Source organism: Gemmata sp. (assembly GCF_051859125.1).
Taxonomy (GTDB): Bacteria; Planctomycetota; Planctomycetia; order Gemmatales; family Gemmataceae; genus Gemmata.
In genome coordinates this window covers 2,069-17,694 of record NZ_JBHYGG010000065.1, presented here as the reverse complement: position 1 = coordinate 17,694, position 15,626 = coordinate 2,069, and the positions used below count along the sequence as shown (strand labels likewise).

General features: G+C 69.6%; 13 protein-coding genes. 3 read left to right on the top strand and 10 right to left on the bottom strand.

Features of this window, described 5'->3' with window-relative positions; translation table 11 throughout:
- Positions 1-72 precede the first annotated feature (72 nt).
- Entirely contained in the window at positions 73-912 is an 840-nt protein-coding gene (gene thyX / locus ACTIGN_RS08000) for an FAD-dependent thymidylate synthase (protein WP_439622581.1), read from the bottom strand.
- Between the two features lie 99 nt (positions 913-1,011).
- Complete coding sequence (locus tag ACTIGN_RS07995; RefSeq protein ID WP_439622579.1) at positions 1,012-3,348, bottom strand: BatA domain-containing protein; 2,337 nt, start codon at positions 3,346-3,348, stop codon at positions 1,012-1,014.
- Between the two features lie 165 nt (positions 3,349-3,513).
- Between ACTIGN_RS07995 and ACTIGN_RS07990 the strand changes: the two genes are divergently transcribed.
- Positions 3,514-4,836 (top strand): outer membrane protein assembly factor BamB family protein, encoded by a 1,323-nt coding sequence (locus ACTIGN_RS07990; RefSeq protein WP_439622577.1) that lies wholly within the window; start codon positions 3,514-3,516, stop codon positions 4,834-4,836.
- A 99-nt stretch (positions 4,837-4,935) separates the two neighbouring features.
- On the opposite strand, the gene ACTIGN_RS07985 is transcribed toward ACTIGN_RS07990, so the two are convergent.
- The 3 genes from ACTIGN_RS07985 to ACTIGN_RS07975 form a co-directional block, all read right to left on the bottom strand.
- A complete protein-coding gene (locus ACTIGN_RS07985) occupies positions 4,936-6,195 on the bottom strand; it encodes a YkgJ family cysteine cluster protein (RefSeq protein WP_439622575.1) in 1,260 nt (419 codons plus the stop codon).
- A gap of 225 nt (positions 6,196-6,420) precedes the next feature.
- The gene (locus ACTIGN_RS07980; RefSeq protein WP_439622573.1) at positions 6,421-7,536 is read right to left on the bottom strand and encodes a hypothetical protein; all 1,116 of its coding nucleotides are present in this window, start codon (positions 7,534-7,536) and stop codon (positions 6,421-6,423) included.
- 179 nt (positions 7,537-7,715) lie between these two features.
- A complete protein-coding gene (locus ACTIGN_RS07975; protein WP_439622571.1) occupies positions 7,716-8,777 on the bottom strand; it encodes a M28 family peptidase in 1,062 nt (353 codons plus the stop codon).
- A gap of 516 nt (positions 8,778-9,293) precedes the next feature.
- On the opposite strand from ACTIGN_RS07975, the gene ACTIGN_RS07970 reads away from it, so the two are divergent.
- Positions 9,294-10,079, top strand: a complete 786-nt coding sequence (locus ACTIGN_RS07970; RefSeq protein WP_439622583.1) for a FliA/WhiG family RNA polymerase sigma factor — start codon at positions 9,294-9,296, stop codon at positions 10,077-10,079.
- Positions 10,080-10,315: 236 nt separating this feature from the next.
- Positions 10,316-11,188 carry a hypothetical protein gene (locus ACTIGN_RS07965; protein ID WP_439622569.1) on the top strand — a complete coding sequence of 291 codons (873 nt, stop codon included), beginning with the start codon at positions 10,316-10,318 and terminating at the stop codon, positions 11,186-11,188.
- Between the two features lie 102 nt (positions 11,189-11,290).
- Here ACTIGN_RS07965 and ACTIGN_RS07960 read toward each other — a convergent pair whose 3' ends face one another.
- The 5 genes from ACTIGN_RS07960 to ACTIGN_RS07940 form a co-directional block, all read right to left on the bottom strand.
- The gene (locus ACTIGN_RS07960; RefSeq protein WP_439622567.1) at positions 11,291-12,061 is read right to left on the bottom strand and encodes an inositol monophosphatase family protein; all 771 of its coding nucleotides are present in this window, start codon (positions 12,059-12,061) and stop codon (positions 11,291-11,293) included.
- Positions 12,062-12,163: 102 nt separating this feature from the next.
- The gene (locus tag ACTIGN_RS07955; RefSeq protein WP_439622565.1) at positions 12,164-13,132 is read right to left on the bottom strand and encodes an ROK family protein; all 969 of its coding nucleotides are present in this window, start codon (positions 13,130-13,132) and stop codon (positions 12,164-12,166) included.
- Between the two features lie 81 nt (positions 13,133-13,213).
- Positions 13,214-13,870, bottom strand: a complete 657-nt coding sequence (locus ACTIGN_RS07950) for a phosphoribosylanthranilate isomerase (RefSeq protein ID WP_439622563.1) — start codon at positions 13,868-13,870, stop codon at positions 13,214-13,216.
- Positions 13,867-14,487, bottom strand: coding sequence for a Uma2 family endonuclease (locus tag ACTIGN_RS07945; protein ID WP_439622561.1), 621 nt, complete (start codon positions 14,485-14,487; stop codon positions 13,867-13,869). Before ACTIGN_RS07945 ends, ACTIGN_RS07950 begins: the two co-directional genes overlap by 4 nt.
- Before the next feature lie 23 nt (positions 14,488-14,510).
- The gene (locus ACTIGN_RS07940; protein ID WP_439622559.1) at positions 14,511-15,446 is read right to left on the bottom strand and encodes an ROK family protein; all 936 of its coding nucleotides are present in this window, start codon (positions 15,444-15,446) and stop codon (positions 14,511-14,513) included.
- Positions 15,447-15,626: the final 180 nt, after the last annotated feature.

The following is a 15,626-nucleotide window of genomic DNA, read 5'->3' as shown; positions in this document are numbered from 1 at the left end:
GGGGGCGCGGAGAAGAGAATCTTACGCTCTTTCTCCGCGCCCCCGGCGTCCCCTGCGGTGATTCCTGTTTTTTCACACCTTCTTGTACGGCGTGGTCACCTCGAACGTGCCGTCGGGGAGCGGGACGCGGACGTAGTCGCCGAAAAGGTTCGGGGAGTCTTTCTGGAGGATGTCCAGGAACTTCCCGGCGAGCTTGCGGATCTCCGGCTCGGCGAACGCGCTACCACGCTGTTCGAGGAAGTGTCGCAGCGCACGCGCGTTGGCCGTCACGAAGATCTTGGTCTCGGTCGCGTTCGGCAGCACGCTGCGGGCGGCCTGCCGGGCGGTCTTACGGCGGGTGGTGCGGTCGGCGTCGGGCGGGAGCATCGCGGCGGCCGCGGCCTGCGGGTCGCCGAGCTTCGCGTTCAGCTTCTCGGCCAGCTTGACGTACGCGGCGTGCGCGTGCGTCACCGACTCCAGCCAGATCGCGTGCAACTCGGGGTCGTTGGCGATGATGTCCGGCACCACGTACTCGGCGACCGATTCGTCGACGTACCGCTGCGAGAGCTGCGAGTACGACATGCCGGCCCGGTGCCGCACGAGTTCGTGCGTGAGGGTGCGGGAGACGCCCGTGATGACGAAGTTCCACACCGCGTGCTCGAGGACGGACCCGTGCCCGACCTCCTTGATGTGGTTCAGGTACGCGGCGTTGCCGCCGGGCCGCGGCTTCGCGAACGACATGTAGCAGACGCGGCCGGCCGTCTCGGTGAGCACCTCGCCGGCGATCTCACTGTCGCTCTCCCAGCTCACGCCGTGGTCCCCGAGGAACCGCGACAGTTCCGCGTCGTCGATGGACTGCTTGCCCACGACGTACACGGCCGGCTCGGTGATGATGCGGATCGCCTCGTCCACTCGCATTGCCGCCGTGACCATGTTCGCGTGCCTCGCTCGACGGAATAACTTCACGTCGCGCGCCAATACACCCCAACCTACCCGGAATCCAGCCCAACCGCCCGCTCCCGCCAACGCGGTCTACTTCGGGCGGCGGTAGAAGCGGTTCGCCACGAGCCCCTCGGTCGCGAGCAGCAGCAGCACCGCGATGAGGAGCCACGGGAACAGGTCGATCGGCTGATCGACGATCACCTTCAGGATGTCGGCGAGTTTCACGTTCTTGTCGAGCGGCGCGACCGTGTCCTTGCCGGTCACGTCCTCGATCACCTCAACCGGCACCTTGTCGAGCGTGCTCTCGTCGGCCGGCGAGTTGAGGCTGAACCCGTCGCGCCACTGCGGCTCGAGCGACACCCGGAAGTTCCCGGCGAACAGCGTCCGCGGCGGTCCGAGTCGCAGCTCGGTCTGCTTGTCGCCGACCTCGATCGGCTCGGCCCCGCCCGGCCCTTCGAGCAGCACCTTCGTGCCGCGGGGCAGCCCGCCCTTCGGGAGCGGCACGGTGACCGTCTGCCCGGCGGGGAAGTTGAAGTTCGCGTCGGCCGTGTCGCCGGCGAGGTAGCGGGCCACGAGCCACGGGAACACGACGGACCACGTCGAGCCCTCGAGATCCCAGTAGTCGTTCCACGCCGGGTCGTCCTGCGTCGGCACGTCGAGGCGCGTCGTGAGCAGCACCACGCGGCCCTTGACGCGGGTCGGCTCCCTGGGGTCGGGCACGCCGCGTTCGAGCACCGCGGGCCGGCGGTCGCCGGGCTTCTCGGCGTCGTTGTACGCCACCACCACCGTCGCCTCGGGGGACTTGCTGACCTCCCAGTACTTCACCGCCCGCCGCGGGTTCTTGATGGCGTCCACGTTGCCCTTCGCCTGCCACCCCTCGAAAGGTTTGAGCATCGGGTGCTGGATCACCTTGTCGTCGAGGAACCACGTCACGCCGTTGCGGCCGTCGCGGGGCTGCTCCCACCCCGGGGCGGTCTGCGGCGGCGGGGCCGGGTCCACCCTCCGCGTGTCGACGACCGTCTTGAACTGGCCCGGCATCAGGTTCCCGCCGACGAGGTAGCCGTCGGTCTTCAGGTCGCGCCCGGGCGCGACGACGAGTTTGCCGCCGGCCTCGACGTAGGGCCGGAGCTTCTCCCAGAGCGTGTCGAGCGTGCCGTGCTTGTCGCTCGGGTCGGCCACGCCCAGGAGCGCGACGACCTCGAACACGCGGACGTTCTCCTCCAGCGGCTTGCCGTTCGGCTTCGCGGGGTCGAGGTACTCGACCACCGTGCGGCCGTCCCTGACCTTCACGTCGCCGGGCCGCACGACGAGGCACCCGAACTCGCCCTTCGACTGGTGCGACAGTTGCCAGAACGCGGTCCCGTCGGGGTCGTCGGCGATGGTCAGGATGCGCCGCGCCTCGCCGACCTTGAACGTCAGGTAGCGGACGTTGTCGGCCGTCAGCATGTCCGCGGCCTTGAGCGAGAACTCGACCTGGTGCAGGCCGGGCTTCAAGTCCTTGAAGTCGAACTGAACGGCACGCGACTGCCCGTAAGGCACGGTCGCCTGCCGCACGACCGCGTCGTTGGACCCGTCGAGCTTCGCGAGGATGTTCACCTCGATGGGCGGGAGGTCGGCCGGCCCCGTGGCGGCGACCGTCACCGTGATCGACGCGGGCTGGTTCGCGGCGATCACCTGCGGCCGCATCTCGGCCGAGAGGATGCCGACGTTCATCGGCTTCTCGACGCCCACGTCCACGACCGCCTGCGCCGGCTTCGGGGCCGGCACCTTGTCGCGGAGCTTCTTGAGGTCCTCGACCTGCCCCGCGTCCCAGCTCGCCGCGGCCCGGTCGGTGAACACCGCGAGCAGCTTCGGGAGCTGCTCCGGGGCCTCGGCGTCCGGCGTCTCGATCTTGCCCAACAGTTGGTAGCCCTGCGACACGGCCGCGGTGACCGTCTGCCCCCCGGCCCGCGGCTTGTCGAGCTTGCCGATCCGCTTGCGGGCGTCGGCGACGGGCTCCCAGACCGCCGCACCCGGCTCGTCGGTGGTGACCACGGCGACCGGCGACTTGTCGGGCAGTTCGTCGAGCAGCTCGAGGGCGCGGCGGCGGGCCTCGTCGAGCCGGGTCTTGTCGCCGGCCGTGTACCCCATGCTCGGGCTGGTGTCGATGACGACGACGCTCGCGACCGGCTGCTCGCCGCGGATGTTGAGGCGGTCGCTGTACACGGTGGGCTGGAACAGGGTGAGGCTGAACAGAGCAATGAGGAGCATCCGCATGGCGAGCAGCACGAAGTGCCGGAGCCGGAGCTTGCGCTGGTTGGTCTTGAGCCTCTGGGTGAGGAACCGGAACGCCGGGAAGTTGAGCCGTTTGGGCTCCTGCTTCATGATCAGGTGCAGGAGGATCGGCAGGCCGACGAGGGCCGCCCCGGTGAGGAGAATCGCGTTCATGCGGGCATTGTACCCGACCGGGTCACACCGTTTCGAGATCCCACTGCGGACCCACGCCAAGAAGTTCCCACGCGCGCCGCTTCGTCACGGCGACGCGGCCGGCCCTTGTCCCGCACGCGGCGACCGCGGATCATATCTAGGCTCCATTCCGACAGGAGGTTTCCCGTGACTACCCGCACCGCCTGGATTCTCGCCGCGCTCGTTCTGGCGGCCCCGCTCGCGCACGCCGACGACTGGCCCCAGTGGATGGGGCCGAAGCGCGACAACGTGTGGCGCGAAGACGGCATCATCGACACGTTCCCCAAGGGCGGGCCGAAGGTCGCCTGGCGCGCGCCGCTCGGGGCCGGCTACTCGGGTCCGGCCGTTGCCGGCGGCAAGGTGTACGTCACCGACCGCACCCTCACAAAGGGCACCGCGAACCCGGCCGACCCGTTCGACACCAAGAACAAGATCCCCGGCACCGAGCGGGTGCTGTGCCTCGACGCCAAGACCGGCAAGGAACTCTGGAAGCACGAGTACGAGTGCGGGTACCAGATCAGCTACCCGTCCGGCCCGCGGAGCACCCCGCTCGTGAGCGACGGGAAGGTGTACACGCTCGGCGCGATGGGCAACCTGCTGTGCCTCGACGCCGAGAAGGGCACCGTCGTGTGGGCGAAGGACCTGGTGAAGGAGTACGGCGCGAAGCCGGCCATCTGGGGGTACGCGGCGCACCCGATCCTCGACGGCAAGAAGCTCGTCACGATCGCCGGCGGCGAGGGGAGCCACGTCGTCGCGCTCGACAAGGACACGGGCAAGGAGGTCTGGAAGGCCGGGCAGCAGCCGGCGGGCAGCCAGGGGTACTCGCCGGTGCTGTTCACCGAGGCCGGCGGGAAGCGGCAGATGATCGTCGCCGGCGGGAAGTCGATCTACGCCGTCGACCCCGAGACCGGCGAGCAGTTGTGGACCACGCCGTTCGCCGTGGACAACGGGTGCATGGTCATGACCCCGGTGCGGGCCGGCGAGTTCCTGTTCGTCGGCGGGTACAACGCCAAGAGCACCCTCCTGAAGCTGACCGCCGACAAGCCGGGCGTCGAGGTCGTGTGGCAGAACAAGAAGGGGCTCGGCCTGTCGCCGGTGAACGTGCAGCCGTTCCTCCAGGACAACGTCCTGTACGGGTACGACGACTCGGGGGCGATGTTCGCCGTCGAGGTGCCGAGCGGGAAGCGGCTGTGGGAGGACGGCGGCCCGGTCGGCGAGAAGGTCGTCCCGTCGGGGACGGCGTTCATCGTGAAGAACGGGGACCGGTTCTTCTTCTTCGCCGAGACCGGCGACCTCGTGATCGGCAAGCTCACCCCGAAGGGGTACGAGGAGGTGAGCCGGGCCAAGGTGCTGGAGCCGACGAACACCGCCTGGGGGCACAAGGTCGTGTGGTGCGCCCCGGCCTACGCCGACAAGAAGGCGTTCATCCGCAACGACAAGGAGATCGTCTGCCTCGACCTGGCGAAGTGACCCGCCGCACCCTGGGACCGCGGGGGTCCCGCCCGCGTCTTGGCTTGAAAGGCAAAGAGCGGGCGGGACCCCCGCGGTCCCGGGGAACAATTCCCCACGTCACCGCCCGTACCACGCGACGAGCCGCGGGAGTTCGAGGCGCGGGCCGAGCAGGCCGAGTGCGTACCTCTGGCGGCCGCGGCCGAGGAGCGGGTTGAACCCGTAGTTGTCGTCCACGATCCGCACGGCCATCCGCACCGCGTCGTCGAGCGGGCGGCCGTCGGTCGCCAGCACGCGGGCCAGCCACTCGGCGGCCGCGAACGCCACCGCCAGCGACTCCAGCCCGTCCCACACCGGCATCCCGAAGTTCGCCGGCCCGCAGAACTGGCCCGACTCCACCTTCACCCGCAGCCACCGCTCCAGTAACGCCTCGGAAGCCTCGCTGAGCGGCCCGAGCGGCTTATCGGCCGCCGCGAACGTGGTCACGGGGATCGCGGCGTGGGTCCGCGGGACGCGGCCCTTCCCCCGAGCGAACCGGACCGCCGAGAGCAGCCGACCGGCCGCACTCGACTGTGCCGGTCCGCGGTCGGAGCCGGTGTCCTTGCGGACGTAGAGCGCGGCGACCGGCCGGAACACCATCTGCCCGACCCACCCGGGCGGCAACACGTCTCCCGCCGGCCCGGGAACGTCCTCCTCGGCCTCCTCGCACAGCAACTCGAGCAACTCGGTGAGGCGGCTCCCGGTGATCGCCTTCTTCGGGTCGCCGCCGCCGTCGAACGTCGCCTTGCGGAGCGTCGACACCAGGAACAGCACCTTCCGCAACCGCCGCTCGACGCGGTCGTCCTCGTCCGCGAGCAACTCGGAGGCCGCGGCGACGATGCGGCCCAGGTCGCCCCACGTCACCTGTTGCGAGCGCTGGAGCGGCGGCGGCGGGGCAGCGACCGCAGCGGGGCCGGCCTCGCCCTCCAGCACGGCGGCGTACCCGCGGGCCTCGGCGAGGTGCTCGGCGAGCGGCCGGCCCTTGTCCTCAACGGCCGACGGGCACGCGAACCGCAGCCCGAGGTTCCAGTGGTCGCCGGCCGGCACCAGCGAGAACGGGTAGATGCGGCACGCGAGCGGCTTCGCGGCCGACCCGTGCTTCACGTGGATGCGGCACCGGCTGTCCGGCCCGAGGAACACGCACGCGCCGTCCGGCCTGTGGTTCAGTCGGTGCGCCTTCGAGCGCCACCCGCCGGTGCGCTTGAACAGCGGGACGCCCTTGAGGTCCGGCTCGTTCCCCCAGCCCTGCGCCTCGATGCGCGCCTTCTCCTCGGCCGAAACCGAGACGTGGTACTGCCGGCAGCACGCGGTGCAGCCCTGGCAGTCCCAGTTCTGGAGCACGGTGAGGGATCGGACGGGGAGGGGCATCTTATGAGGAGAGTGTTTAGAGTGTTGTTGTTTTGGGAGTGTTTCGTGGCCGAGTGGGGAATGCGGTCTATGCCGAGGGGTGACGCAACACAGGTGCGCGGCTGGCGGGTTGTGGGGCGGGGCCTCGTCGCTCTGATCCCCAACCACCGCCTCTCTCACACCCAACACTCCCAACACAACAACACTCCAAACACTCTCTTATTGCACCTCGAACGACTCGAAGAACTCTTGTGCGAGGTCGTCGTCCCCGGGGTCCATGCTGGCGTGCTGAACGGCGAGGTAGTATACGCGGCCCTCGATGGCGTACACGCGCACGAGGCGGACGTTCTTGCCGTCCTGGAGGTGCAACTCGACCTCGCGGCCGGCGGTCTGGCCCCCGTACTCCAGCCGCCGCGGCTCGTGCGGCCGCTGCCCGACCTGCTTGAACAGCTCGGCCGTCACCGCGTCGAACCACGGGTCCGACCCGACCGGCGGAACCTGCGGCTTCTGCTTGGGGGCCGGCTTGGGGGTCGAGCCGTAGGTGAAGGTGTACTTGTCCTGGAGGCCCGGCGCGTAGACCGCCTGTCGGCACGCGAGCGGAACGCCGGCCAAGGGCGACTCCTTGAGGTCCGCGGCCCGGGTGGGCACCTTGACCCGGAACCCGCCGTCCTTCGGCGCGTCGGACACGAGAGGGTGCTCGGTGCCGACGAGCCGGCGCACCCGGTTGGCCGTGTCCTTCGTCAGGAAGTACAGCCCGACGCCGGCGGTGTAGGACAGCACCACCAGGAGCAGCACGCCCTTCACCCGCGTCGCGGGCCGCCAGTCGATCGTCGAGATGACCGCCAGGCACAGAGTGGAGGCGGTCACCGCCAGGGCCAGCGGGGTGCCGACGGTCAGCACGGGCTGCTTCGGGAAGACGACCGCCGCGACCGACCACACGATGGGGACCAGGAACGGCAGCAGCGCCAGGCCGATGAACACGGACGCCGGCAGCGGGCCGTCGGCGTCCTCCCCGGCCGGGTCGTGCTTGTGGTCCGGGACGGGGTCACCGGTCCCGGCCGCCTCGTGCGACTCGCCGCCCTCGTCGTCGAAGTCACCGTCGTGCTCGTCGTCATCATCCCGGCCGCGAACGGCCGGGGCGGACGGCCCGCGCCACGGGAGCGGCGGCGGCGGGTTCGGCGGCACCCAGCCCGCCCCGGGTACCACGAGGGTGGCCTCTTCCACCGCCTGGAAGACGACCCGGCACCGGGGGCACTCGACCGCGGTGCCGAGCCCGGCGGAGCCCACCCGCGCCGGCCCGCGGCACCCCGTACACCGCACCACGACGAACGCCATCCCCGTCCCCTCCTCGCCGCGGCACCGTCTGAGTCGGAATCCTGCGAGACACGTTCGGCGCGGTTGGCGGGCCGCCACGGAGGGCGGCCCCTACAAACCAAACGCGAACTGTCTGGTAGGGGCCGCCCTCCGTGGCGGCCCGCGTGAGGCGAGCGACTCGGCACCACACGCGGCCGCCGTCACTTGATCTTCTGGAGCCACACCGTCACGACCTTGGCGACCTCGGCCATCTGCTCGCCGGAGATCTTGTCCGGCGTGTCGCTGAGCTTGTGCCAGTGGGGGTAGTCGAAGTCGATGACGTCGGCGGTCGGGATGCCGGCCCGGTTCAGGGCGATGTGGTCGTCGAGCACCTCGTGCCCGGCCTCGTACTTGAACGACTTCGCGCCGACCGCCTTCGCCACCCCCCACACCTGGTCGACGAGCTTCGGGGCCATCGTGTACGAGTTCTGCTCCACCTTGAGCTGCGCGTCCTTGCCGGCGCACAGGTCGAACAGGAGCCCCGCGTCGTACCGGAACTTCCGCTTGTCCTTCGCCTTCGCGTACTCGTCGGCGAAGAACTCGGACCCGAAGAAGTACTTGTCGCCGCCGCCGGTCGCGGGGGTCTCGAAGACGTATTCTTCGCCGTCGAAGAACACGAAGTCCACCCCGAACTCGGACTTCAGGTCCTTCATGTGGTGCCCCAGTTCCATCAGCAGCGCGACCCCGCTGGTCCCGTCGTTGGCGCTCACGAACGGCTTGTTCCAGTTCCCGGGCAGGGCCTCCTGGTCGGCGATCGGCCGCGTGTCGTAGTGCGTCGTGAGAACGACGCGGCGGTTCTTGTCGGGGTGCCACGTCACGATCAGGTTCGCCATCTCGACGGGGTTCTTCCGGCTCCGCTGCTTGGCCTTGAACTCCTGTCGGGTGACCGTCGCGCCCAGGTCCTTGAAGTGCTTCTCCAGGAGCTCCTGCTGCTTCTTCATTCCCTCCGACGCGCTGATCCGCGGGCCGATGTCGCAGAGCTGCTTGAGGTACTTCAGCGCTCGGTCGCTGTCGAACTTGACGCCCGCGACCTCACCGGCCGCGTCGCCGCCGGTGGCGAACTCGGTCTTCTTCGGCGGGTCGACCGGGTCGGCGTCGGCCACGACCGGCAGGTGCGCCTCCGGCGCGACCGCGGAGCGCGACTGCGTGACCCACCACATGGAGGCCCCGCCCCCGGCCGCGAGCACCACCGCCCCGATGAGCCAGCCGAACCCGTGCGACATCGGTCCACCCCCGTGCGGAACCACCCTTCCCGTCTTGCACATCTTACCGGACGCGCCGGGGCCCCGCGAGTCGGCCCTCCGAAACCGTGAGGGATTGTAAATCTTCCCCTTTCGGACCCCGGCGACCGTCGGCATATACGCGACCACTGAGCCAACCACACCAGTCGCCGCACCGCCCGTTGGGGAACGGGTCGTGCCGACGGAACCGACGCCGCGAGACGCCCGGGCTGGCCCGGTCGCGCCGCGGCCGCCGGGGACGCCGCGTGCGACGGGACGGGGCTCAGATATCCCGCGGGTCCGGTGCGGTTTTCCTGCACGGGCCGCGGGTCGTGGTCGATACTTGATCGGTGAGTGCCGGTGCCTACCCGCCTGGTACTTCGGGGGACGGGCGAGTCGGGGTGATCGCGTCGGCCGGGGCCCGTGCCCGGTCGCAGGACCCGCGGGGGACACGTTCCGGGCGACCGGGGCGTGGTGCGGGGCACGCGACACGACGACTCGCCATTCAGGGAGGATTCGATCGTGGTGCAGCTCGATACGGACATTCAGTCGGTGTGGCAGGAGTACCGGGAGCGGCCGACGGTCGACCTCCGGAACCGGCTCGTCGAACGATACCTCTCCCTGGTGAAGTACAACGCGGAGCGGATCTGGTCCCGCCTCCCGGACGGGGTGGAGCTGGACGACCTCATCAGCGCCGGCGTGTTCGGCCTGATGGACGCCATCGACGCCTTCGACCTCACCCGCGGGGTGAAGTTCGAGACGTACTGCGTCCCCCGCATCCGCGGGGCGATGCTCGACGAGCTCCGCACCATGGACTGGGTGCCCCGGCTCGTCCGCAGCAAGGCGACGAAGACCGAGGCCGCCCGCAAGCAGCTCGAAGCCACCCTCGGCCGCCCGCCGCGGCCCGACGAACTGGCCGAGCGGCTCGGCATCCCGCTCGAGCAGATCGACGCCCACCTGGGCGAGGCGACCGCAGTGAACCTCGTGTCGCTGAACAAGAAGTGGTACGAGACGGACAGCTACAAGGACGTCCGCGAGATCGACATCCTCGAGGACAAGAAGGCCGAGAACCCGACCGGCCGGCTCCAGAACCGCGACCTGATGAAGCTCGTGACCCGCGGCCTGAACCGCAACGAGCGGCTCATCGTCATCCTCTACTACTACGAGGAGATGACGATGAAGGAGATCGGCGCGACGCTGAACCTGAGCGAGAGCCGCGTGAGCCAGATGCACTCGAGCATCGTCGCCCGCCTCCAGGCCCACCTCGCCAAGCGCAAGGGCGAGTTCAGCTGCGACGACAACTGACCGCCGAACCAAGAAGAGTGAAGCGACACGCCCGGCGACAGCCGGGCGTGTGTCATTGCAGCGTGACCGCCGGGCGGAACCGAAACCCGCCGCCCGGGCCGCGGGTACTGGCCCCCGCGGGCACCTTCTCGGAACAGTCCGCGGCGTTACAGACCGGGGCGGCGTTCAATCTTGTCCCCGGTGCCGCGAACCACGAAGATGGGGGTACTGCGATCACGTTGCACAAGGAGATTCCGATGCGTGGACTGTTCCTGGCGGCCGGGCTGGCCGCCGTGGTGGCGCTGGCCGGCGGGTTCGCGGCGGCCGACGACAAGACCTACGACCTGCGCGGCCCCGCCCCCACCAAGGGGCAGGTGTTCGTCAGCAAGATGACGCTCAAGATCAAGGACGCGGACACCACGCTCAAGCTCATGGGCATGAACCTCAAGCTCAAAATGACGATGAACGTGACCGGCGAGGAGGAGCAGAAGGTGCTCGCGGTCGACGGCCGGAACGTCACCAAGAGCCAGAGCAAGATCGTCAAGGAGCGGGCCGAGATCACCACCGACTTCGGCGGCATGAACCAGGCCATGACCCAGCCGACCGAGCTCGAGGGCGAGATCGTCATCAGCGAGCGCGTGGGCGACAAGTGGAAGCACTCGCTCGTGGACACCAAGCCCACCGACAAGCAGAAGAAGGAGCTCGACAACCGCAACGGGATCGAGAACGAGGACGAGCTGTACCCGGCCGAGAAGGTCAAGGTCGGGCACACCTGGAAGGTCGAGGCCAAGGCGCTCACCAAGCTGTTCGGCAACTCGTTCACCGACATCAAGGGCGAACTCGCCCAGAAGTTCGCCAAGGTCGAGACCGTCGAGGGCGAGGAGTGCGCCGTGGTCGAGTCCGAGGGGAGCGTGAAGGGGAAGATGAAGGACGACGACGGGATGCCGACGCTCGACGTCGAGATGGAGCTGAAGGTGCGGTCGTGGCGATCGATCAAGACCGGGGTCGAGCTGAAGGGCACGTTCGAGGGGAAGATCAAGCTCGCCGGCAAGCAGAAGATCGACGACGCCCCGGTGGACATCACCCTCGCCGGCCCGCTGTCGGGCGAGAGCTCGACGCGGCTGAAGTGAGGGTCTGGCGAGCGGGGGGCGTGAGCCCCCCGAGTTCTCCTCCTCGCACTTTATCTTCTCCTGGCGCTTTGCTCGGGGGGCTCACGCCCCCCCGCTCGCCGGTCACGACCGCAGCAGCGCCAGCGTCTCGGCGTGGACCTTCCCGTTGGTGGCGAGCACGTCGGGGCGGTGGACGGTCGGGTTGTCGTCCCAGTCGGTGAACCGCCCGCCGGCCTCCTCCACGATCGCCTTCGTCGCGGCCACGTCCCACGGGTTCACCCCGTGCTCGAGCATCACGTCGGCCGCCCCCTCCGCCACGAGCACGAACCCGTAGAAGTCGCCGAACCCCCGCTGCCGGGCCGTGCGGCGGTACAGTTCCAGGAACGTCTGCTCGCGGCCGGCCCGGGTGAACCACCCGACGCTCGAGTAGCACAGCATCGACTCGGCCAGCGTCGGGACGCTCGACACCCGGATCTGCCGCTCGTTCACGAACGCGCCGCCGCCGCGGAGCGCCCGGTACGTCATCCCGAGCACCGGGACGTACGCGACCCCGCCGATCTGCTCGCCCTTGTACTCCAGGCCGACGAGCGTGGCCCAGATCGGGATGTGGCGGATGAACGACTTGGTGCCATCGATCGGGTCGATGACCCACCGGAACCCGCTGGTGCCGGGCTGGTCGCCGAACTCCTCGCCGAGGAACCCGTCGCCCGGGAACGCCTTCGCCACCATCGACCGGATGAGTTCCTCGGCCCGCTTGTCGGCGATCGTCACGGGGCTGTTGTCGGCCTTGTGCTCGACGGCGAAGGTCGTCTCGTAGTAGGTGCGGGCGAGGTCGCCGGCCCTCTGGGCGGCGTCGATGGCGAGGTCGTAGCGGGTGCGCCAGTCGGGGTTCATTTTGAGCTGGGGATTGGGGGCGGGGAGCGGGAGATTGGGAAGACTGGGGCGGTTCGTCGGCTCTCCCAATCTCCGATTTCCCATCCCCCACAACCCGAAGTGTCAGGCCACCTCGGCGGCGCGGAGGGGCGCGTTCGCCTTGGCGTAGGCGGCGCACCCGATGATGCCCGAGTCGTCGCCGAGCGAGGCCGAGACGCACTTCACGCCGTTCGCGGCCCCGGGCAAGGTGTACCGCTGGGCGATCTCCCAGATCCGCTCGATGAACGTTTCGCCCAGCGCGCCGGTCACGCCGCCGCCGATGACGATCACCTCGGGGCTGAGGAAGTTCACCACGCCGCCGAGCGCCGCGCCGAGGGCGCGGGCCGCGTCGTCCACGAGCTGGACCGCGATCGGGTCGTCCTTCTGGTAGTACTCGGCGAGCTGCGAGCTGCGGACGGACCCGAGGTCGATCCCCTTCCACTCCTTGCGGACCCGCTTGGGCGCGTCGTCGAGGATGTCCTTGGCCCGCTTCATCATGTGCCTGCGGCCGGCGATCGCTTCGAGGTCGGTCCCCTGCCGCCAGTGGACGACGAGGTGCCCGATCTCGCCGGCGTTGCCGTTGAAGCCCGAGTACAGTTCGCCGTTGAGGATGAGCCCGCCGCCGACGCCGGTGCCGACGAACACGCCGAGGACGTTCTTGGCCCCCCGCGCCGCGCCGTGGGCGAACTCGCCGTAGGTGCCCATCCGCACGTCGTTCTCGACGACCAGGGGCCACCGCCACGACGCGGGCATCAGCGGCTTCACGTCCACGTCGCGCCAGTCGAGGTTCGGGGCGAACTTCACCCGGGTCGTGCCGAGTTCGATCTGACCGGGGATGCCGATGCCCATGCCGCGGATCTGGGCGGGGTCGATGTTCGCTTCCTTGACGACCGCCTCGACCCCCTGGACGATGCGGCCGAACACGCCGGTCGGGCCGCCCTCGGCCGACGTCGGCTGCTTGGAGCGCGCGAGCAGTTTCAGGTCGTCGTCGAACAACCCCGACAGGATCTTCGTCCCGCCGAGATCGACGCCCAGCCAGTACCCTGCGCTCATACCGCGTTCCCGTTAAGTGGCCCCGGAGTTCCAATGCGGCGTCCGGGTTACGCGGCTATTGTAAGACCTAACCGGGCCGGCTCAACGAGATTCGGGCACCGAAGCGACCTCCCGGGCAATCTTCACAAATCGCGCGACCTTCGCCGGGTCCTTGATTCCCGGGGCGGATTCCACCCCGCTCGCGACGTCGATCCCCCACGGGCGGACGGTCCGAATTGCGTCGGCGACGTTCTCGGGCGTGAGCCCGCCGGCGAGGATCACCGGCACGCCGGGGTCGAACCCCACCAGGACCTCCCACGGGGCCTTGTGGCCGGTGCCGCCCATCTCGCCGGGCACGAACGAGTCGATGAGAACCGCCGCGGGGCGGCGGTTCGCGGCGGTGGCGACTGCAACAAACTTGCGAATGTGGTCCAACCCCGCGGCGTCCTTCACGCGGAACGCCGGGACGTGCGCGAACGGGAACGGGTCCTCGTCCGGCGGGTTCCCGTCGTAGGTCTGCACGCCCCGCAACCCGAGCTGGAACGCGATCGCGCACACCTGCCGCAGCGGGGTGCCGACGAACACGCCGACGGGTGCGGTGAACGCTGGCAGCGCCCGCACGAGCGCCGCCGCTCGCGGCGGCGTGACGTACCGCGGCGACTTCGGGTAGAAGTTGAGCCCGACGGCATCGGCCCCGGCGTCGGCGGCGAACCGGGCGTCCTCGGGGGTCGTGACGCCGCAAATCTTGATGCGAATCATGGGGTCGGCGGTTGGGGTGGGGCCGGCGGGCGGTCACCGGGCAGGCGAAAGAAGTCGGCGACCTTGCACGAGAAGCCGGGGAGTGCGTCGCCGCCGGTCAACTCGTCGTCTGGTTTCAGTATCACGTGGTGGTGGTTCGTGCGGTACACGGTGACGGTCTTGACCTCGGGGTCCGCGAGCCAGACGACCTTCACCCCCGCCCGTAGGTATTCGCTGATCTTCTCGTTGACCTCGCGCGGCTTATCGGTCGGGGACAGCACTTCGACCGCGAGTACCGGCGGCGATTCCACCCACTTCGGCTCGACATCGTCGTAGTTGTTCGCGTCCACGCAGTAGGCCACGTCCGGACCGACGACGGTGCCGGGCGTCTCTTCGAGGACGACCCCGGTGTCGTTCGAGAGGACGTACCCAAGGTTGACCGCGAACGAGTAGTTCCCGAGAACGCGGGCGATGTTAGCGGCGACGATCCCGTGCGGCTTCTTCGGGCGAGACATCTCGACCACCTCCCCGCGACGGAGTTCGAACAGCCTGTCCATGTTCTCGGGCCGGTTCACGAACTCCCAGAACTCGCCCACGGTCATGAGCGTCTTCGCGGCACCGACGGCGGGCGTGGTCATGGTCGCTCCTCCTCGCGTGCAGTCTACCCGCCGAGCCGCTTGCGGGCCAAGGCGAGTGCCCCGTGGATGACTACCTCCTCGCCCAGCGCCGCCGGGACGATGTCGGTCAGGCCGGCGAACGCGCCCATGCCGTGCTCGGCCTGGTAGCGGCGGATCGGCTCGAAGAACAGGTCGTCGCCGAGCAGCGACACCCCCCCGCCGATCACCACGCGCTTCGGGCAGAGGAGTGTAATCATCTGGCGGATGCCCAGCGCGAGTTTCTCGACCGCTACGCCGAGCAACGCTTGCGCGTCGAGGTGCCCGGACCGGGCCGCGTCCGCGAGTACCTTCACCGTGATCGGCCCGTCACCGAGGTCCGCGCCCCAGCCGCGCTCGGTGCGGAGACGGGCCGCGGTCGCTTCGATCCCCCACCCGGCGGAGGTCTCTTCCAGGATCACGAGCTTCTCGCCGGAGAGGTCCGGCACGAGCAGGTGCCCGATCTCGGTCGCGCCCCTGCCGACGCCGCGGTAGATCTCGCCGTCGATGATGAGGCCGCCGCCGATCCCCGTGCCCACGGTGATGTAGAAGACCGGCGACAGCCCCTTCCCGGCCCCGTACAGCGCCTCGCCGAGCCCGGCCGTGTCGGCGTCGTTGCACACGACCGCGGGTACGCCGGCGAGGTCGCTCACCCACGCGGCGAGCGGGAAGCCGTCCCACCCGGCGACGTGGTGCGATTTGATGACCGTTTGCGTGGCGTCGTCGGTGGGGCCGCCGAACCCGACGCCGACGCCGCGGAGCTGCGCACGGTCGGTGCCGGCCCTCGCGAGCAGTTCCGGCACCGCCGCCACGATCTGCCGGCGGATGCCCTCGCCGCCCGCGGCGCGGTCGACACTGCCGCGCCACAGCGACGCGATGACGCCGTCGCCGCGGCCCAGCCCGAGCTGGAGCTTCGTGCCGCCGATCTCGATCCCGAGGAACATGAGGGGCTCCGTAACGTCCTGAACACCGCTATTGTGGGAACAGACACCACGCTGCTCGGTCGAAATTCCGTTTGGGACACGCAGGGGGTGGCTGGCGGGCCGCCACGGAGGGCGGCCCCTACCCGATGACACGCCGTTGGGTTGTAGGGGCCGCCCCCCGGGGCGGCCCCCGTGGGGCCC

What these genes read in the sequence shown, in the direction of transcription:
- ACTIGN_RS07955 (WP_439622565.1), bottom strand. Translation starts at nt 13,132, where the DNA reads ATGAGCGCAGGGTACTGGCTGGGCGTCGATCTCGGCGGGACGAAGATC.
- ACTIGN_RS07950 (WP_439622563.1), bottom strand. Translation starts at nt 13,870, where the DNA reads ATGATTCGCATCAAGATTTGCGGCGTCACGACCCCCGAGGACGCCCGG.
- ACTIGN_RS07945 (WP_439622561.1), bottom strand. Translation starts at nt 14,487, where the DNA reads ATGACCACGCCCGCCGTCGGTGCCGCGAAGACGCTCATGACCGTGGGC.
- ACTIGN_RS07975 (WP_439622571.1), bottom strand. Translation starts at nt 8,777, where the DNA reads ATGTCGCACGGGTTCGGCTGGCTCATCGGGGCGGTGGTGCTCGCGGCC.
- thyX (WP_439622581.1), bottom strand. Translation starts at nt 912, where the DNA reads ATGGTCACGGCGGCAATGCGAGTGGACGAGGCGATCCGCATCATCACC.
- ACTIGN_RS07965 (WP_439622569.1), top strand. Translation starts at nt 10,316, where the DNA reads ATGCGTGGACTGTTCCTGGCGGCCGGGCTGGCCGCCGTGGTGGCGCTG.
- ACTIGN_RS07980 (WP_439622573.1), bottom strand. Translation starts at nt 7,536, where the DNA reads ATGGCGTTCGTCGTGGTGCGGTGTACGGGGTGCCGCGGGCCGGCGCGG.
- ACTIGN_RS07960 (WP_439622567.1), bottom strand. Translation starts at nt 12,061, where the DNA reads ATGAACCCCGACTGGCGCACCCGCTACGACCTCGCCATCGACGCCGCC.
- ACTIGN_RS07940 (WP_439622559.1), bottom strand. Translation starts at nt 15,446, where the DNA reads ATGTTCCTCGGGATCGAGATCGGCGGCACGAAGCTCCAGCTCGGGCTG.
- ACTIGN_RS07995 (WP_439622579.1), bottom strand. Translation starts at nt 3,348, where the DNA reads ATGAACGCGATTCTCCTCACCGGGGCGGCCCTCGTCGGCCTGCCGATC.